Origin of the sequence: Pseudomonas sp. PvP089 (assembly GCF_017875165.1) — a bacterium.
GTDB lineage: Bacteria > Pseudomonadota > Gammaproteobacteria > Pseudomonadales > Pseudomonadaceae > Aquipseudomonas > Aquipseudomonas fortuita.
In genome coordinates this window covers 2,089,104-2,110,446 of record NZ_JAGGME010000001.1, presented here as the reverse complement: position 1 = coordinate 2,110,446, position 21,343 = coordinate 2,089,104, and the positions used below count along the sequence as shown (strand labels likewise).

At 63.5% G+C, this 21,343-nt stretch carries 3 protein-coding genes; all 3 read right to left on the bottom strand.

Annotated elements, in window-relative coordinates; genetic code table 11:
* Positions 1 to 115 precede the first annotated feature (115 nt).
* The 3 genes from J3A71_RS09590 to J3A71_RS09580 are packed head-to-tail and all read right to left on the bottom strand — an operon-like array spanning position 116 to position 21,337.
* Positions 116 to 1,078, bottom strand: coding sequence for an alpha/beta hydrolase (locus J3A71_RS09590; protein WP_024717920.1), 963 nt, complete (start codon positions 1,076 to 1,078; stop codon positions 116 to 118).
* A 31-nt stretch (positions 1,079 to 1,109) separates the two neighbouring features.
* On the bottom strand, positions 1,110 to 13,436 hold the full coding sequence (locus J3A71_RS09585) for a non-ribosomal peptide synthase/polyketide synthase (protein WP_096426570.1): 12,327 nt from the start codon (positions 13,434 to 13,436) through the stop codon (positions 1,110 to 1,112).
* Positions 13,433 to 21,337, bottom strand: a complete 7,905-nt coding sequence (locus tag J3A71_RS09580) for an amino acid adenylation domain-containing protein (RefSeq protein ID WP_348635379.1) — start codon at positions 21,335 to 21,337, stop codon at positions 13,433 to 13,435. Before J3A71_RS09580 ends, J3A71_RS09585 begins: the two co-directional genes overlap by 4 nt.
* Positions 21,338 to 21,343: the final 6 nt, after the last annotated feature.

The window sequence follows — 21,343 nt, the reverse complement described above, 5'->3', positions numbered from 1 at the left end:
GCCTTTCCCTCCTCTGTTCCTACACCACCTGTCTGCTTGATTCAGCAGGGCCCTGACGCGGGGCTCGCCAGGGCATTGCGCTCAGCGCGACCACAATGCCCTTGGGGCTGGAGGTCTATCGTGCCTTGGCGATAAGCGCAAGCAGACTGTCGACCAATCGCTTGTACACTGTCGAAACTTCTGCAGTCACTGACATCATGCGCAGCAGGTCGTGGGTCATGTCCTGCGCCAGGATGATTTCCACATCCACCCCGGATGCTTGCAATCGCTCAGCGTAGGCTTGCCCTTCATCCAGCAGCGGATCCAGGCCGGCCAGCAGGACGATGGCTGGAGCGACACCGCTCAGGCTTTCTGCGCGCAAGGGAGAGAAACGCCAGTCGTGACGATCCAGGTGTTCGCGTGCATAAAGGTCATAGAACCATTCGAGCGTTTCGTCTTCCAGCAGGTACCCCTCCCCAAACAGGGTGCGCGAGGCGTATTCGCCCCCCGCATCCGTGACCGGGTAACACAACAGTTGCCCGATCGGCCGTACCGCGGCCGCCAGGCCTTGCCTGGCGGCATGCAAGGCCAAGGTGGTGGCCAGGGTCGCGCCCACGCTGTCGCCCGCAAGGACGACGCGTTGCAGGTCCAGCCCCTGTGCCTGGGCGATGGAGGGCAGCGCTTCGAGCACATCCCAACCGTCCTCGAAAGCCGTTGGGAACCGGTGCTCAGGGGCCAGGCGATAGCCTACCGAAACCACCGCGCAGCCTGACCGTGCGCACAGCTCACGGCATACGCCATCATGTGAATCCAGGCTGCCGACGACAAAGCCACCGCCATGGTAATAAACCAGCACCGGCAGGGGCCGGCCATCGGCCTGCGCGGGTTTGTAAACACGCAACGGCAAAGCCGTACCATCGCGTGCGGTGCAGGTCAGCGAACCTAGCGCCAGGTCCTGCGGCGCTTGCCAGCGAAGACGCTGCGTGGCCAACTCGAAACGGGTGCGTGCCTGCACCGGACCCAGCCGATGCAAGGCCTGATCCTGTGGGTTCATTGCAACCATATCGAGAAACGCTTCCAGATCGTTATTCAACTTGATATTCCTTGAAAAAACCGCCTGGCGCTTGCACTCAGGCAGCGCCAGTCACGGAGAGGCAGTGATCAATCAGCAGTTCAAGTTCTTCGCGATAGCTTTCCATCAGGGCGTCGATGGTCTGCGCCCGATAACGACGTTTGCTGTAGACGCATCGCAATGAAAGCGAGCCGTCGTAGACCTGGCCGACGATCTCCAGCCAGTTGGCCAGGCGCGCCCTCGGGCTATAGCAATCGCCTGACCCTTCCGGCGCAGGCTCAAGCAAAGCGTGCTTGTCAAAGCTTTGGTCGAACTGACCGAAATAGTTGAACGTCACCCGCGGTTGAGCTACTGCCGCCAGGCGCTCGCGCATCCGAGGTTCGCCCAGGTAACGCAACACGCCATAACCGACCCCCTTGTCAGGTACCGCCGCCAATTGCCGTTGCGTGGCCAGGATCGACTCACCGACCGCCGCAGCCTCGCCAGGGGCGAGACGTACCGGGAACATGCTGGTAAACCAGCCCACTGTCCGGGACAGATCCACGCCTTCGTAAAGGTCTTCGCGACCATGGCCTTCCAGCTGGATCAATGCGGCCTCTTCGCCACTCCAACGGCACAGCACACGTGCCAGCGCCGCCAGTAGGATGTCGTTCACCTGCGTGCGATAGGCGGCAGGCGCCTGTTTGAGTAACTGCGCAGTCTTTTCCCGTGTCAGGTACAGATGGGCGGCCGCCTGCTCGCTGACCTCATTGCGCCCGCGCGGGTTGTCGCAAGGAAACTCGTTCGACAGCGGTTCGAGTTGAGCAAGCCACCAGTCACCCTGCTGCGCGCCAATCGATGCAGCCTCTTTTCGCAGAAGCTCTGCCCAGGCCCTGTAGCTCGTGGTGCGAGCAGGCAATGCCGGCGTGTCACCCTGGGTACAGGCCTGGTAAGCCCGCTGCAGGTCTTCGAGCAGTACCCGCCATGACACACCGTCCATGACCAGGTGATGGATGACCAGCAACAGTCGCGCCTGCCCATCGGCAAGCTGTACGTGCACAGCTCGCCAGACAGGTCCATCGACAAGCCTCAGGCTACGTTGAGCCTGATTCGCCAGCGTCATCAGCGCCTGCTCGTCACAAGCCTGTTCCCGCTGCAGCAGCGGTTGCCTGGCCTCATCAGGTGTCAGGTAGCGTTGCAGCCAACGACCGTTCTCCTGAACGAAGCGCAGCCGCAGGGCGTCATGGTGCGCTTCGATGCAGGCAAGCGCTTGGTCGAGCGCATCCAGGTCCAGCGCGATGCGCGGTTTGAGCATCAGGGCCTGGTTGAAGTGCGCGGGGTCCGCAAGCGCCTCGGCGAACATCCACTCCTGGATGGGCAGCAGATTGAACAGGCCGTCGACCGCCCCGGTGTCGGCCACCTGCACGGGTGCATGGTCGGCCTGCTCCTGTTTGCCGACGATCGCCTCGATCGTCTGATAACGCAGCACATCACGGAGTTTGAGTTCCATGTCCAAGGTCGGGTGATTCCTCACCCGAGACACCACCTGCAGGCTGAGGATGGAGTCGCCGCCAAGCTCGAAGAAGTTGTCCGTAATGCCAATGGGATCGACCTGCAGTACCTCTTCCCAGATCTGCGCCAGCAATCGCTCCTGTTCATTGCGAGGAGCGACATGCCCTGACGACTCGAATACCGGATCCGGCAGGCGCTTGCGGTCGAGCTTGCCGTTCGGCGTGACCGGGAATGAAGGCAACACGATGATCTGCGACGGCACCATGTACTCCGGCAATTGGGCAGCCAGTACGGCTCTCAAAGCCTTCGCCATGCTCGTGTCTTCGCCTACCACATACCCGATCAGTTGCTTGCCCACCGACGTTTCGTGCACGACAACGACGGCGTCCCGCACCCCGTCCTGGGTACGCAGAGCGGCTTCGACTTCACCGAGCTCGATCCGGAACCCCCTGATCTTGACTTGGTTGTCGATACGGCCCACGTAGTCGACCACACCGTCATCCCGTCTACGTACCAGGTCACCGCTGCGGTACAGACGGGCACCCTCCTTACCCAATGGGTCAGGCACGAAGCGCTCCGCAGTCAGGGCCGGGCGGCCATGATAGCCGCGAGCGACGCCGTCGCCGCCGATCATCAATTCGCCCGCGAAGCCCGGAGGCAGCGGGTTGAGCTCGTCATCGAGTACACGAAGGGAGCGCCGACCGACCGCATGGCCGATAGGCGCATAGGCAGCCGCACAATGACCGTCTCCAGGCACCTTCCACAAAAGCGGCGTCACCACCGTTTCGGTAGGGCCGTAGCCATTGGTCATCCAGGTGGGCTTGAGGGTCTTCCTGACCTGCTCGAACGTCTGTTCGGGCACCGCATCGCCACCAAAGCAGTAGATCTGCACCGGTGGCGGCTGATCGCCGCTGGCCTGCACCGACTCTGCCAACTGCTTGAGGTAGGCCGGCGGGAAACAGGCGATGGTGATGCGCTGGCGCCACAAAGCCTGCAGGGTCTGCTCCACTGTCCACACGTCACCGTCGCGTATGACCAGCGTGCCACCGCAGAGCAGGGTACTCAGCCAGCGCTCCTGAGCACCATCGAAGGCGAACGACATGAAATGCAGTTCTCGCGTCGAGGGCCCCATTTCGTATCGCTCCACGATAGCCTGACAATGCCGGCTCAATGGGCCCTGGGCGACAGCTACGCCTTTTGGCTTGCCGGTCGAGCCCGAGGTGTAGATCAGGTAGGCCAGGTTGCCGTCTTCGATGGCCGCAGGAGGCAGCGTCGGCTGGGGGACCCGCTGATCAGCAACAGGCTCGATGACGTGTACACGTTCCAGTGACGGCAGGCGCTGCAGCAGCGAGTGGCGCGTCACCAGCAGCTGCATGCCCGAGTCCTCGATCATCCAGGCCAGGCGATCTGCCGGGTACTCGAGATCCAGAGGTACATAGGCAGCCCCCGTCTTCATGATCGCCAGCAACGTCACGACCAGCTCCAGCGACCGCTCCAGGGCCACGCCGACGATCACTTCGGGCGCGGCACCCTTGAGCCGCAGCACGGTGCACAGATGCTCGGCCTGCCGCTCCAGCTCCGCGTAGGTGAGGCTTCGCTCGGCACACACCAGCGCGACGGCATCCGGTTGGCGCTGAGCTTGCGCTGCAATCGACTGCGCCAGTGTCTGCGTACCATAGACCGTCGCAGGCTCGGCGCCCCATTGCGCTGCCTGCTCCAGTTGGGCAGGCAGCAAGCACTGCAGATTGCCAAGCCTCGCCCGAGGCTGGCTCAACATGGCGTCCAGTGTGGCTTCCATGGTCTGCCGGATGCCTTGTACCGCCGCTTCACTGAAGCTGTTGCGCAGGTACAGGTATTCAATCGACAAGGTGTCGTTGAGATGCACGGCCAAGTCCATGGGAACGTTGGTCACACCCACGCCACTGGATTCGCCAAAGCCCACTTCGGCATCGGACGACTCGCGCATGCTCTCGTCGATCGGGTAGTTCTCGAACACGATAATGCTGTCGAACAGCGTCTGACCTGGGGTACCGGACCACCTCTGGACATCGTTCAGTGGGGTATGTGACCAGTTGCGCAGCTCCAGGTTGTAAGCCTGCAGGTCACGGAGCCAGTCCTCCAGGCAGGCGGTCGGGTCAAGTTCCTGCGATACCGGCAATGTGTTGATGAACAGCCCCAAGGTGCTGTCGGCGCCCGGCAGCGACTCCGGCCGACCAGCGACGGTCGCCCCGAAGGTGACTGCAGATTTGGCCGTGTAGCGCTGCAGCAACAACAGCCAGGCGCCCTGGATTACGGTGTTGGGCGTGACTCTCAGGTTTCGGCAGTAATCCTGCAGGCGCGTCGTCCACGCTTTGTCCCAGCGTGAATAGAGTGCGTTGTGCCCGGTTTCGTTGGCGCTGTGTCGCGGGTGAATCGTCTGGGCCAACAAGGTAGGCTCGACACCTGCCAGACTTTCACGCCAGAAGGCCTCCTGCCGCCCCTTGTCCTGGGCCTGCAGCCACGCGATGAAATCACCATAACGACCGACACTACCGGACACTGGTTTGCCGGCGTAGTGCTGCATGACCTCGGCAAACAGCCGGGAGGTGCTCCAGCCGTCCATCAAGATGTGGTGGCTGGTCCAGGTCATGTGATAGGTGTTCGAGTCCAGCTTCACCAGCAATAGCCTATGCAGAGGTGCCTGGGTCAGGTCGAAACCGTTCAGCCACTCTTCATGGGCAAGCGCCTGCACGGTCGCGTCAGGCGCCTCGCTGCCCTGCAGATCGATTTCCCTTACGGGCATCTGCGCCTGTGTATGGACAACCTGCAGCGGTTCGGCCAGGCCGGCCCAGTGGAAACTGGTACGCAGCACCTCGTGACGCGCGGTCACCGCTGCCCATGCCTGAATGAAAGGTGCGGTCTTCAGGCCGGTCACCGGCAGGCTGACCTGATGGATATACAGCCCTTCACCCTTCTCCTCGATGGAATGGAACAGCATGCCCTGCTGCATCGGCGAGAGCGGGTAGACATCTTCAATGACGTCGGCGGACAGGGGCAACAACGCTCGCTGTTCTTCACTGACGGCGACTCGGGCAATGACTGGCGCTTCGGATACAGGCGCATGGCGCTCCAACGTCGCGGCGAGCTGAGCGATGGTCTGGTGCTCGAATACCCGTTTCGGAGAGACGTCGTAACCTGCAAGCCGCGCCTTGCTGGCGATGCGGATCGACACGATCGAGTCGCCACCAAGCTCGAAGAAGTTGTCGTGAATACCTACCTGTTCCCGCTGCAAGACTTCCTGCCAGATCAGCGCCAGGGCACTTTCGACTTCGTTGCTCGGGGCGCTGTATTGCTGCACGTTGGCCTTGAGCTCGGGCATCGGCAGGCGCTTGCGGTCCAGCTTGCCGTTGGGTGACAGCGGCATGCTGTCGAGCAGAACGTAATGGTAAGGCACCATGTAATCAGGCAGCCGGCGCGCCAGTACGGCCTTTACATCGTTCAGGTGTTCTTCACGGTCGATGACGACAAACGCCACCAGTTGCTTGCCGGTCGCCAGGTCGATTGCCAGGACAGCGGCTTCCTTCACGGCCGGGTGCTCCAGCAGGCTCGCCTCGATCTCGCCAAGCTCGATACGCAGGCCACGGATCTTCACCTGGTGGTCGATCCGCCCAGCGTACTCGATCACCCCGTCTTCACGCTGGCGCGCCAGGTCACCTGTGCGGTAGAGACGCTCCCCGTCACCGAAGGGGCTGACACAGAAACGCTCGGCCGTCAGCATCGCGCGCTCATGGTAACCGCGGGCCAGGCCGATACCGCCCAGATACAGTTCGCCCGTGACCGGCGCAGGCACCGGGTTGAGCTCATCGTCAAGAATGTAGGTATGCAGGTTGGCAATCGGCCGGCCGATCGGAACGCTGTGACTTTGCTCGTCCACACAGTGCCAATGGGTGACGTCGATAGCCGCTTCGGTAGGCCCGTACAGGTTGTAGAACTGGGTACCCGGCAGCAATGCCATCGCGCTGCGTTGCAGCTCAAGCGGCAGCGCCTCGCCGGAACACATCACCTGCCGTAGCGAAGTACAGGCCGCCTGCGGGCTGTCACCACTGATGAAGGCCTGCAGCATCGATGGCACGAAGTGCAATGTGGTGATGGCTTCGGTCTTGATCAGCCGCATGAGCAGCGCCGGGTCGCGATGTTCGCCCGGTTGGGCGAGCACCAGTCGGGCTCCCGTCATCAACGGCCAGAAAAACTCCCAGACCGATACATCGAAGCTGAAAGGGGTTTTCTGCAGGACCTTGTCATCGGTGCGCAACGCGTAGGCGTCCTGCATCCAGAACAGCCTGTTCAGCAGCGCTTCGTGGGTATTGGCGGCACCTTTGGGCTTGCCCGTCGAGCCGGAGGTGTAGATCACATAGGCCAGGTTGCCAGGGTGCCCTGCAAACGCCAGGTTGTCAGCCGGCCACGTCAGGCAGTCATCCAGCTCATCAAGCATCAGGGTGTGGATGTGTGGACAGGCAGGTAGCTGGACATTTCGATGGGTCAACAGCAGCTGGATTCGACTGTCTTCGATCATGTACGCCAGACGGTCCTGGGGATATTCAGGGTCGAGAGGGACATAGGCCCCCCCTGCTTTCAGGATTGCCAGCAATCCCACAACCATGTCCACCGAACGTTCCAGGGCAATACCGACCAATACGTCCGGGCCCACGCCGCGCTCGCGCAAGCGGTGCGCCAGGCCATTGGCGCGGACATTGAGCTGCCGGTACGTGAGCTGCTGCCCAGCAAATACCAGGGCGACGGCCTCGGGTCGTTGCAGTACCTGGGCCTCGAACAACTGGTGCACGCAGTGAGCGCCAGGGTAATCGACCGTCGTGTGGTTCCATTCCTCCACGATGCGACGGCATTCATCCACACCCAACATCGGCAGCTCGGAAATAAGGCGCTGCGGCTTCTGGATGATGGCATGCAGCAGGTTGGCGAAGTGCCCGGCGATTTGCTCGATGTCCCGGTCACTGAAGCTCGAACGGTCATAGCTGTAGTGAACGGACAACTGCGCACCCAGGCCAATGGCCAAGGTCAAGGGGTAGTTGGTCTGCTCGTGAATATGCGTGTCGATGAACCTCAAGCCTGCAGGAGCACCCTCGCGCAGCGCCTCGGAGACAGGGTAGTTCTCGAACACCAGCAAGGTATCGAACAGCCCATCCGCCGCTACGCCAGCCAGGCGCTGGACGTCATACAGCGCGGTGTGTTCATGCTCGCGCAGTGCCAGGTTCCGCCCCTGCAGTTCGGTGACCCATTGCTCCACGGTGATCGTCGGCTGCAGCCGGTTGATCACCGGCAACGTATTGATGAACAGACCCAGCTGATGCTCCGCACCGGCCACTTCCGCCGGTCGGCCAGCGACCGTGGCGCCCACGGCGACGCATTCCTGGCCAGTATAACGTTGTAGCAGCAACAGCCAGGCCGCTTGCACCAGCGTATTGACGGTAACCCGTCGTTCACGGGCGAACTCACTCAGCGTGGGCTGCCAGTCCAGCACCTGATAATGATCGGCATAACCGCTGTCCTTGTTCGACTTGCCTTGTCGGAACACTTGCGCCAGATGTGTCGGCTCCTGCAGATCCTGAAGCTGCTCTCGCCAGAAGGCTTCGCTGCGATCCTTGCCCTGTCCCTGCAGCCACTGGATGTAGTCACGGTAACGTCCAGGCTTACGCTCGGCCGGCTGCCCCGCGTAGTGCTGCAGCACCTCGCCAAGCAACTGCGAATTGCTCCAGCCATCCATGAGGATGTGGTGGCTGGTATAGATCAGGTGATGGCTATCGGGGCCTGTACGGATCGCGGTTATCCTGAGCAACGGATCATGCTGCAGGTCGAAGCCCTTGCGACGATCGTGCTCGGCCCAGACGCAGAGCTCGCGTTGCAGATCCTTGGACGCCGACCAGTCCAGTTCGGTGCAAGGGATCTGCACCTGCTCACGAATGATCTGCAAGGGCTGATCGAACAAGGTGATGAAATTGGCACGCAGCACATCATGCTGCGCCGCCATCGCCTGCCAGGCTTGATCGAAGCGCGCAGCGTCCAGGCCCTGAACGTCGACACGCATCTGGTTGATGTAATCTCCGGTCTGCTCATAGGCGCTGTGAAACAGCATCCCCTGCTGCATCGGCGACAACGGGTAGATGTCCTCGACTTCGACGAGGGGCACAGGCAAGGCGTCGAGTTGCGCCTGGTTCAAGTTGCACAGGGGGAAATCCGAAGGCGTCCTGCCGAAGGCACTTTCGGATACGCAGTGATCAATCAGATCCTGCAATTCCCGAGCGTATTCGGCTGCCAGGCGTTCGACCGTCGTGACCTCGAACATGGCCTGGCTGAAGGTCCAGTTCAGGCTCAGCTCGCCTTTGAATATCTGCCCATCGATCGATAACCAGTTGCCCAGCGGCGCTGTCTCGCCCCGGCTTGCGCCACTGTGCTCGACAGCAGGCATGAGGAAGGCTGCCTGGCCGAGTTCGCCGGCAGGCTCGTCGAAGCTGGCATCGAACTGCCCGAGGTAATTGAAGGTGATCCTGGGTGGTGCCAGTTCCGCCAAGGCCTGGCTGGCCTCTTGGTCGCCCAGATAGCGCAGCGCTCCGAACCCAAGCCCCTTGTTGGGAACCGCACGCAGCTGCTCCTTGATGGTCTTGATCGAGGTGTCCATCGCCTCGGCGGTGCTGAGCCTGACCGGGAACATGCTCGTGAACCAACCAACGGTACGGCTGAGATCGACGTTATCGCACAGTTCCTCACGACCGTGCCCTTCCAGTTGCACGAGCACCTCTTCCTGCTTCGTCCAGCGGGCGATCACGCGGGCCAGGGCCGTCAACAACAGGTCGTTGACCTGAGTGCGATAAGCCCCAGGAGCGTCCTGCAGGAGCTGGCGGGTGTAGCGCTCATCGAGCCGTGTCCGGGCGACAGCTGCATGCCTGGCCTGCAGTGAACCGTCAACGTTGTCGCAAGGGAGAGTGGCATCGACCGCTGACAGTGCCTGCCAATACGGCAGTTCATTGCGCAATACCTCGCTGTTGGCGTACGTCTGCAGCGCCTCGGCCCATGCCTTGACGGAACTGGTCTTGGCTGGCAGGGAAATGGTCTGACCCAGCGCCTCCTGACGGTAGGCGGCCTGCAGGTCTTCGAGCAGAATTCGCCATGAAACGCCATCCACCGCCAGGTGGTGGATCACCAGCAGTAGCCGCTGGTTACCGTCGGGCAGGTCTGCCAGCACGGCTCGCAGCAGTGGCCCTTGCTGCAGATCGAGGCTGCGTTGCGCCTTGTCGCACAGCGCCTGCAGTTCGGACGGGTGCTGAAGTTGCGCTTGCCACAGGCAAGTCGCCTGGGCTGGCTCGCCGATCTGGCGATAGCAGGCCGACCAAGTGCTGCCGTCTTCCTGCTGGAAGCTCACGCGCAACGCATCGTGATGGGCCAGCAGCGCTTGCAGCGCGCGGTCGAGCACGTTGCTGTCCAAGGCCTTTCCGGGCTTGAGCAGAAGGGCCTGGTTCCAGTGGTGACGATCGGCGATGTCTTCGTTGAAGAATGCCTGGTGAATCGGCAAGAGCTGCATGCGCCCCTGCACCGCGCCCTGATCAATCTGCATGGCCGGGGCGTGCCCCTTGGCGACCACGGCCGCCAGCCCCTCGACTGTCTGGAGCTGGAATAGCTGTTTGGGCGTGAACGTCATGCCCTCGCGGCGGGCCCTGCTGACCACCTGGATCGAGATGATCGAGTCGCCGCCCAGTTCGAAGAAGTTGTCGGTGGCCCCTACCCGTTCAAGCTTGAGGACGTCAGCCCAGATCGCGGCGATTCGCGCCTCGAGAGGGGTGCGCGGCGCCACATGGTGTTTCTGCCGCTGACGTACATCCGGGCGTGGCAATGCCTTGCGATCCAGCTTGCCGTTTGGGGTCAGCGGCAGCGCGTCGACGAACAGCAGATGGCTGGGAACCATGTAGTCCGGCAGTGTGGCCTTGAGGTGCCGGCGCAGGTGTTCTTCCAGCTCGCCAGCGTGTACATCGACCACCAGATAGGCGGCCAACTGCTTGCCACCCGGCCCATCGATATCGATTACCACGGCCTCGCGCACGCTGTCGTGCTCCAGGAGCTTGGACTCGATCTCGCCAAGCTCGATGCGCAGGCCGCGAATCTTCACCTGATGGTCGAGGCGGCCAGCGTATTCGATTACGCCGCCCGAGCGGTACCGCGCCAGGTCCCCGGTGCGGTAAAGGCGCGCACCACCCTGCTCGCTCCGATCAAGCGGGTCGGGCACGAACCGCTCCGCCGTAAGCCCCGGACGACGATGATATCCACGCGCCAGACCCACACCACCCAGGTAGAGCTCGCCTGCCACACCTTGCGGCACCGGCAGCAAGGCACTGCTGAGGACATGGGTCTTGAGGTTGTCGATAGGTGTGCCGATCGGCACACTGCCATTGGCTTGCGCCTGGCAGGTCCAGTGGGTAACGTCGATCGCCGCTTCCGTCGGGCCGTAAAGGTTGAAAAGCCCGACGTGCTTGAGCCTGGCCAGGACCTGCTCTGAAAGGTCAGCAGGCAATGCTTCGCCACTGCACACCACGCGCTTGAGGGTTTCGCACCGCTCCACGTGCTCGCTGGTCATGAAGGCCTGAAGCATGGACGGAACAAAATGCAGGGTCGTGACCCTGTGTTGCCTGATCGCCTCCACCAGGCGTTCGGGGTCCCGGTGATCGCCAGGGCGAGCCACTGCCAGCCGCGCACCGGTGAACAGTGGCCAGAAGAATTCCCACACCGATACGTCAAAGCTGAAGGGCGTCTTCTGCAGCACGGTATCGCCGTGATCCAGACCGTAGGCCTTCTGCATCCACCAGAGCCGGTTGACCAGCGCCTGGTGCGTGTTGCCGGCGCCCTTGGGCCTGCCGGTCGAGCCCGACGTGTAGATCACGTAGGCCAGATCGGCCGGCACGTTGAGGTTGACAGGGTCGACGTCGCTATAGGCAGCCAGCCATTCATCTGCGCCATCAAGCACAATGCAGGCCATGCTGGGGGCGATTGGCAACTGGTCGCGCAGGGTAGTCTGGGTCAGCAGCAGACGAATGCCGCTGTCCTCCATCATGTAGGCCAGGCGCTCGGCCGGGTAGTCGGGATCGAACGGCACATAGGCGCCCCCGGCCTTCAGAACGGCGAGCAGCCCGACCACCATCTCGAGCGAACGCTCCACCGCGATCCCTACCAGCACGTCCGGGCCCACGCCTTTGTCGCGCAACGCGTGAGCGAGCCGGTTGGCGCGCTGGTTCAGTTGACGGTAGGTCAACACATCCTCGCCGAACAGCACCGCAGGGGCCTGGGGCGTCGCACGGGCTTGCGCTTCGATCAGCTGATGCATGCCCTGGTCGGCAGGGTAGGACGCTTGAGTGCTGTTCCACTGCTCCACAATCTGGCGATGCTCTTGCTGCCCGAGCATCGGCAACTCGGCGACAAGCTGCCAAGGCCGCTCGGCGATTGCCTCCAACAAGTGGGTCAAATGCGAAGCCATGCGCGCGACCGTCGATGCTTCAAACAGCGCAGTCGCGTAGTTGAGCTCTACCGCAATCCCATGCTCATGCTCGACCGTGTTCAGCGTGAGGTCGAACTGCGCGGTCTGTCGCTCCCAGGCGATGCCTTCGACCTGCAGACCCTGCAGGCGCCGGGCATTTCCCCTGGCTTGCGCCTGGTGGTTGTACATGACCTGGAACAACGGGCTGTGACTCAGGCTTCGTTCCGGGTGCAGCGCTTCTACCAGTTGCTCGAAAGGCAGGTCCTGATGCGCCTGGGCGGCCAGCGTGGTCTTGTGCATCTGGCTGAGCAAGCCCGTGAATGTCAGCGAGCTATCGAACTGCGCCTTGAGTACCTGGGTGTTGACGAAGAAACCGATCAGCCGCTCGGTTTCGACCCGGTTACGATTGGCGATGGGAATCCCGACACGCACTTCATCCTGACCAGAATACCGGTGCAGCAAGGTCTGGAAGCTGGCCAGCAGCAGTGTGAAAAGCGTCACCCCCTGCTGTTGCGCCTGTTGCTTGAGCGCGTCGGCCAGTGCTGATTCGAGCTCGAACTTCAGGCTCGCGCCTTCGAAGCGCTGCGTCGCCGGACGCGGCCGGTCGCTGGGCAGTTCCAGCACCGGATGTTCATCCCCCAGGTGGGCCCGCCAATACGCCAGCTGACGCTCCTGCTCGCCTGCCTCCATCCAGTGCCGCTGCCAGATGGCATAGTCGGCATACTGAATGGGCAGCGGAGCAAGGTCCACGGCCTCGCCGGTACATGCGTGGGCGTAATGCCCGATGAGCTCGTCGACCAGCACCTGCATTGACCAGCCATCGGTAGCGATATGGTGCAGGGTGATGATCAACACATGGTCATGCGCGTGCAAACGCAGCAACCTGACCCTGGTCGGCCACTGGCGCTCCAGGTCAAAGGGCGTGCGAGCCTCAGATTCGACCCATGCCTTGATCTGCAAGTCGGTTTCCGGCGCCGCCCCGACGTCGACGGGTTGCGCGTCGATTTCGAACGATTCTGGCGGGTGAATGACCTGAACGAGCTGTTCGTCATCGAGCGAGAACGTGGTGCGCAAGGTCTGGTGCCGTACGATCAAGGCCTGGAAGGCGCCACGCAGGGCGTCGATATCCAGTGCGCCCTGCAGTCTCAGCGCAATAGCCAGGTTGTAGGCCGTGCTCTGCGGATCCATCTGCCACAGGAACCATTGACGCTGCTGGGCGAACGATACCGGAACGCGGTCGAACAGCGACTGGGTGCAAGGCACTGGCAAGTTAGCCGGAGAAATGTTCTCGGCGTGCATCTTCTGCAGATACAGCTTGCGCTTGGCCAGCGGCAGCGTGACAAAACGCGTGGCGATATTCAGCGCGGCATCGTTACTCATTCATTCACCTCGAACTCTTCAAAAAGCCTATCCAGACGCTGCAGTTTTTCGTCGAAAGCCGACGCATCGCCGATGGATTCGATGTATCTGGCAAAATCGCCAAGGACCGGGTGCTGGAAGAGAACGGCCGGTTCCACGGTCAATCCCAGCGAAAGTTGCAAGCGCGAGAGCACTGATAGCGCCAACAGCGAGTGCCCTCCCAACTCGAAGAAATTGTCATTGAGGCCGACCTTCTCGACATTCAGCAGCTGCGCCCAGACGGCAGCGATCTGCTGCTCCACCTCGCTCTGCGGCGCGACATGGCCTTGCTGCGATACGCCAGGATCAGGCTGGGGCAACGCTTTGCGGTCGAGCTTGCCGTTGGGTGTCAGCGGCAGTGCATCGAGCCAGGTGAGGTACGCGGGGACCATGTAATCCGGCAAGGTCGCGCGCAGCTGTTCGCGCAGATGGCGACGCAGGGCGCTGCGCTGTTCCTCCGTCGCGACCGCTGCTTCGCCGCTCGAGACCAGGTAGCCGGCCAGTTGCTTGCCACCAGGGCCATCGATGTCGATGACCACCGCCTCGCGCACAGCAGGATCATCGATCAGCCTTGCCTCGATCTCGCCCAGTTCGATGCGATAGCCACGCACCTTTACCTGGTGGTCGATGCGGCCCACGTACTCGAGCACCCCATCGCTGCGATAGCTGGCCAGGTCACCGGTACGGTAAAGCCGGCCACCACCCTGCCCGCTGCGATCGTATGGGTCCGGGACGAAGCGCTCGGCCGTCAATGCCGCGCGGCGCTGATAACCCCGCGCCAGGCCATCGCCACCGATCATCAGTTCCCCGGCCATGCCGATCGCGGCAGTCGACAGATCGTGCGCCATGACCTGCAAGGTCGTGTTGGCGATCGGCTTGCCCAGCAACGGCAAGGGATGTTGGTTGTCCAGGCAGTACGCCGCCGACCAGATCGTCGTCTCGGTTGGCCCGTACAGGTTCCAGATGCGCCCGCACAGCGCCAGCAACTGCTCGGCGAGGTCGACAGGCAGCGCCTCACCGCCACTGATGACCTTGCAACCGCGCAGGGTCTGCGCAGGCAGCGCCTGCAGCAGCATGCGCCAGGTCGAAGGTGTGGCCTGGACGGTGGTGATGGCGTGGCGCTCGATCACAGCCTGCAGCGCCGACGGATCTTTGTTCTGGCGCTCGCCGATCAGCACCACCGAAGCCCCGGCCAGCAACGGCAGGTACAGCTCCAGGCCGGCAATGTCGAACGACAGCGAGGTCAGCGCCAGGACCCGATCGCCGGCGTCGATCCCAGGCTCGACCGCCATGCTGGCAAGGAAGTTGACCAGTGCCTGGTGGCGCACCTCGACCCCCTTGGGCCGACCGGTGGAACCGGAGGTGTAGATGCAATAGGCAAGGTGCTCGGGATGCTGCTCGATACCGAGGTTCTCGCCATCGAAGGCCGCCACCTGATGCCAGTCGCTGTCCAGGCACCAGGTCTGCACGCTGTGGGTGGGCAGCTGCGGCAGCAGATGGCTGAGGGTCAGCAGCAGATGCGCCCCGCTCTGCTCCATCATGTACCCCAGGCGCTCGCGCGGATACTCCGGGTCCAATGGCACATAGGCGCCACCGGCCTTGAGGATCGCCAGCAGGCCAACGACCATTTCCACCGATCGCTCGACGGCAATCGCGACCAGCACATCCGGCCCGACGCCCATTGTGCGCAGCTTGCCCGCCAGGCGGTTGGCGCGCTGATTGAGCTCGCCATAGCTCAAGGTCTGCTCGGCAAACAACAGTGCCGGGGCCTCAGGGGTGCGCGCGACCTGCATTTCGAACAGCTCGGGCAGGCTGCGCTCATGCGGGTACTGCATCTGGGTACGGTTCCAGTCGTGGACGATGCGCTGTCGCTCTTCGTCATCGAGCATCTGCAGTTCACCGACCGGGGTATCGGCGTGCTGCACCAGGGCGTTCAGCAGATTGGCAAAGTGCCGGGCGATCTGCTCGACGCCGGTGTCGCCGAGGTGACTGCGGTCGTAGTGGTAGTGGATCGTCAGGGCATTGCCCGACTCGATCATCAGCGTCAGCGGATAGTTGGTCCGCTCGCGATTCTGCGTGCCTGAAAACGCCAGGCCTGCGCTGGAGCCCTGCTGCAGGACTTCCCCGACCGGGTAGTTCTCGAACACCAGCAGCGTGTCGAACAACGGCTCACCGGCCGAGCCCGCCCAACGCTGAATGTCGTAGAGCGGCGTGTGTTCATGTTCGCGCATGCTCAGGTTCTGTGCCTGCAGACGTTCGACCCACTCCCCCACCCGCAGGTCAGGCTGCAGCCTGGCTGCCACTGGTAGCGTGTTGATGAACAGGCCCAGCTGGTGCTCGACGCCACGCAGGTCCGCCGGCCGGCCGGCAACCGTGGCACCGAATGCCACGCCTTCCTGGCCGGTATAGCGGTGCAACAGCAGCAGCCAGGCTGCCTGCAGCAAGGTATTGACCGTCACCCGTCGTTGCCTTGCAAACGCGCTCAACGCCTGGGCGCAGGCTGCGTCGAGCGTCTGATGATGTTCGCCATGGCCGGTGTCCGCGCGGCTTCTATCCAGGCGCAGCGCCTGGGCCAGTCGCGTGGGCTCGCTGAGGTGCAGCAATTGCTGGCGCCAGAACGTCTCGCTCTGCTCGGCATCCTGGCGCTGCAGCCATTCGATATAGTCGCGGTAGCGCCCGGCCGGTCGCGCCAAAGCAACGCCCGCGTAGTGCTGCAACACCTCGCCCAGCAGCTGCGCATTGCTCCAGCCATCCATCAGGATATGGTGACTGGTGAAGACCAGGTGATGCTGCGCACTGTCTGTCTGGATGACTGTCAGTCGCAACAAGGGTGCCGCCTGCAGGTCGAAGCCACGCCGACGATCGGCCTCGGCCCAGGCATCCAGCCGCCCCTCGATGTCCTCCTGCGCGGTCCAGTCCAGCACGTCGAACGGCAGCTCGACGTGTTTGCGGATCACCTGCACCGGGCGTTCAAGGTTGGCGACGAATGCGGCGCGCAACACGTCGTGTCGGTCCAGCATTGCCTGCCAGGCACGCTTGAACCGCTCGATATCCAGGCCCGAAACGTTGACGCGCATCTGATTGACATACTCGCCCTGGCCTTGCTCGAAGACCGTGTGAAACAGCATGCCCTGCTGCATGGGCGAAAGCGGATAGATGTCCTCGATGGCACCTGCCGGAAGCGGCAAGGCATCCAGCTGGGCCTGATCCAGCGCAGCCAGCGGGACATCGGACGGTGTCAGGGCGACTACGTCCTGATCGACGCAATGGTCGATCAGCGCCTGAAGCTCGCTGACATAGTCGTCGGCCACGGCCTGTACCGTGGCGCGGTCGAACATGTCCTGGCTGAACGTCCAGGCCAGGCTCAGCTCGCCAGCGTAGACCTGCCCGTTGATGGACAGCAGGTTTTCCAGCAAGGCCTCGGCAGACTGGCTAGCCCCGCTGCTCTCGCTGGCCGGCTGCAGGAATCGCTCCGTGGCTGTGCCTGGGCTTTCGGCAAAGGTGCTGTCAAGCTGCCCCAGGTAATTGAACGTGATGGGGGGCACTGGCAGGCGAGCCAGCACATCCCGTGCGTGCGAATCCCCCAGATAACGCAGCGCGCCATAACCGATGCCCTTGTCGGGGATCGCGCGGAGTTGTTCCTTGATCTGCTTGATCGAGGCATCGAGGGTCGGCGCCGCTGTCAGCTTCACCGGGAACAGGCTGGTCAACCAGCCGACAGTACGGGTCAGGTCGACCGCATCGAACAGGTCTTCACGGCCATGCCCTTCCAGTTGCACCAGCACCTCATCGCGCTGCGTCCAACGGGCGATCACACGGGCCAGGGCGGTCAGCAGCAAGTCGTTGACCTGGGTGCGGTAGGCGGCTGGCGCCTGTTGTAACAGCCGCGACGTTTGCTGCCGGTCCAGGCGCGCATGCACCGTCGCGGTGTGGCGGCCATGCAGCGATCCATCAGCCCTGTCCTGGGGCAGTTGCGCGTCGACCCCTTGCAACTGCGACTGCCAGTAACCGAGCTCTGCCTGCACTGCATCGCTCTGCGCGTAGGCCTGCAGCCGTTCGGCCCAGGCTTTGGTCGAGGTGGTCCTGGCGGGCAGCACGGCAGGTTGGCCTGCCACGTGGCGGTCATAGGCGTTCTGCAGGTCCTCCAGGAGAATGCGCCAGGACACCCCGTCCACCGCCAGGTGATGAATCACCAGGAGCAGGCGCTGGCTGCCATCGGGCAAGGTCGCCAGTACAGCGCGCAACAGCGGACCCTGTTGCAGGTTCAGGCTGCGCTGCGCTCGCTCGCACAGGGCTTGTAGCGCGTTCGCGTCGGTCAGGGTCTCTGCCCACAGCAGCCCGGCCTCAACGTCGCCCGGGGCGCAATGGGCGGCGAGCCATGCGCCTGCGTCCTGTTGTGGCGTGAAGCGCAGGCGCAACGCATCGTGATGCTCGACCAGCGTGTGCAAGGCCTTTTCCAGCGCGGCGCCATCGATGAGCCTCGTCGAAGCAAGCAGGACCGCCTGGTTCCAGTGATGAGGCTCGGCGATCGACTGTTCGAAAAACGCCTGCTGGATAGGCAGCAAGCGTGTCTCGCCGACCACCGGGGCCTGGTCGATCTGCGGGCCGCTGCCTTCCATGCGCGTGGCCACCGAGGCCAGGTCTTGTACGGTCTGATGCTGGAACAGCGCTTTGGGTGTGAAGTGGATCCCGGCCTGTCTCGCCCGGCTGACCACCTGAATCGAGATGATCGAATCCCCGCCCAGTTCGAAGAAGTTGTCCGTCACGCCGACCCGATCGAGCTTCAGGACCTCGGCCCAGATTGCCGCGATCTGTTGCTCCAGCTCGCTGCGCGGGGCCACGTAGCTGTCCTGCAGCACGCTTGCGTCGGGTTTGGGCAGGGCCTTGCGGTCCAGCTTGCCGTTGGCCGTTACCGGCAGGCGCTCAAGGAACAGCAGGTAGGTCGGGACCATGTAGTCGGCCAGCCCGTGCCTGAGGTGCTCGCGCAGTTCGCTGCGCAGTGCGTTCTGCTGCTGCGGGTCGGCCGGTGCTTCGCCGACCACCACCAGGTAGCCGGCCAGTTGCTTGCCACCCGGCCCGTCGATGTCCAGCACCACCGCCTCGCGCACGCTCGGGTGCTCGAGCAGGCGTGTCTCGATCTCGCCCAGTTCGATGCGCAGGCCGCGGATTTTCACCTGGTGGTCGAGACGGCCCTTGTACTCGATCACCCCGTCAGCCCGATAACGCGCGAGGTCACCGGTGCGGTACAGGCGACCGCCGCCCTGGGCCGTACTGTCGAAAGGGTCCGGGACGAAGCGTTCCGCCGTCAGCGCCGGGCGCCGGTGATAACCGCGGGCCAGGCCGACGCCGCCCAGGTACAGCTCACCGGCAGCTCGTGGGGCGACACTCTGCAAACCGGCGCCGAGGATGTGCGTCTTCAGGTTGTCGATCGGGCGGCCGATCGGCACGCCGCTGTCGCTGCCTGGGCGGCAGGTCCAGTGGGTGACGTCGATGGCCGCTTCGGTCGGGCCGTAGAGGTTGTACAACTGGGCGCCGGGCAACCTTGCCAGGGTCTGTTGCGCCAGCTCTGCGGGCAAGGCTTCGCCGCTGCACACCACGCGCTTGAGGCCGCTGCAGCGCTCGACCTCGGCGCTGCCCATGAAGGCCTGCAGCATCGAAGGCACGAAGTGCAGCGTGGTCACCGCGTGCTGCCTGATCACCTCGACCAGGCGCTGCGGATCACGGTGTTCGCCCGGTTGTGCCACCGCCAGGCGAGCGCCGACAAGCAGTGGCCAGAAGAACTCCCAGACCGAGACGTCGAAACTGAACGGGGTCTTCTGCAACACGGTATCGCCGGCGTCCAGGCCATAGGCCTTCTGCATCCAGCACAGGCGGTTGACCAGCGCCCGATGGCTGTTGCCCGCGCCCTTGGGGCGGCCGGTGGAGCCGGAGGTGTAGATCACGTAGGCCAGGTTGTCCGGGCAGGTGTGGTGAACCAGGTTGGCCTCACTGTAGCCCGCCAGCGGCTCAAGCAGCAGCGGCTGCACACCCTCGGGCACCGGCAACTGCGCCAGCAGGTGGGCTTGCGTCAACAACAGGCCGATGCCGCTGTCCTGCATCATGTAGGCCAGGCGCTCGGCGGGGTATTCCGGGTCCAGCGGCACATAGGCGCCACCGGCCTTGAGAATGCCCAGCAGGCCGATGACCATGTCCACGCTGCGCTCGGCGGCAATGCCCACCAGCACGTCCGGCCCCACGCCCTGCTCGCGCAGCTTGTGCGCCAGCTGGTTGGCGCGCCGGTTCAGCTGGCCATAGCTCAGGGCCTGATCGGCAAATACCAGCGCCGGGGCATCCGGGGTGGCGGTGACCTGGGCTTCGATCAGTTGCTGCAGGCACTGCTCGACCGGGTAATCGGCCTGGGTGCGGTTCCAGTCGTGGAGCACCTGTTGTTGCTGGGTGGCATTCAGCAGTGGCAGCTCGGCAATGCGCTGCTGCGGCTGGGCGACGATGGCGGCCAGCAGGCCCTGCCAGTGCCCGGCGAGCTGGGCGATGGTGGCTTCGTCGAACAGCGCGGTGGCGTAGGTCAGGAACGCACCGATGCCGTGCTCATGCTCGAGCGTGTTCAAGGCCAGGTCGAACTGGGTGGTATGGATTTCCCAGTCGAGCGCCTCCAGGGTCAGGCCTGGCAGATGCCGTGCTTGGCCACGCCCCTCGCTGGCGTGGTTGTGCATCACCTGGAACAACGGGCTATGACTGAGGCTGCGCTCTGGCTGCAGGGCTTCGACCAGTTGCTCGAACGGCAGGTCCTGATGCGCCTGTGCGCCGAGCCCGGCCTGGTGCACCTGCTCGACCAGCGCATCGAAGGTGGTGGTCAGGTCGAATTCGGCCTTGAGCACCTGGGTGTTGACGAAGAAGCCGATGAGGCCCTCGACTTCGCTGCGATTGCGGTTGGCGATCGGGACGCCGACCCGGATGTCGTTCTGCCCGCTGTAGCGGTGCAGCAGGGCCTGGAAGCTTGCCAGCAGCAACGTGAAGAGGGTCACGCCCTGGCGCTTGGCCAACAGCTTCAGCGCGTCCGCCAGCGCATCGGCGAGGGTGACGTCGAAGCGCGCGCCTGCCGGGCTCTGCACCGAGCCACGCGGGCGGTCCAGCGGCAATTCGAGCACAGGTTGTTCGTCCCCCAGCCGCGCCGTCCAGTAGCCCAGCGGCTTTTCGCGCTCGCCCGCTTCCATCCATTGCCGTTGCCACAACGCGTAGTCGGCATACTGCACCGGGAGCGCCGGCAGTCGCAGTGCCTGCCCGGATCTGGCAGCTTCGTAGAAACGCACCAGCTCGTCGACCATGATCGGTGTCGACCAGCCATCGGAGACGATGTGGTGCAAGGTCAGGACCAGCACATGGTCATCCGCCGCCAGGCGCAGCAGCTTGACCCGCAGCAAGGGGCCTTGCTCCAGGTCGAATGGCTGTTGAACTTCCTGCTCCACCCAAGCCTTGAGTGCCGCAGTGGCATCGGCACCGATGCCCTTGAGCGTTTCGATCACCAGCGCGAAGGGTGCCTCGGGGTGAATCACCTGCACCGGTTGGTCACCGTCGAGGTGAATGGTAGTGCGCAGGGTTTCGTGTCGAGCGATCAGGCCGTCGAAGCTGGCCTGCAACGCCTTGAGGTCGAGATCGCCCTTCAGGCGCAGGGCGACCGGAATGTTGTAAGCGCTGCCCTGGGGGTCCATCTGCCAGAGAAACCACTGCCGCTGCTGGGCGTAGGACAGTGCCAGGACCTCCTCCGGCGCCCTCGCAGGGATCGGCGCGACTCCGTACAAGTTGATTCCCTGACGCTTCAGGAGCATGGCCAGAGCGTGACGCTCTTTGGTGGACAACGATTTGACGGAGTCGAGCAACGCTTGCACTGATGT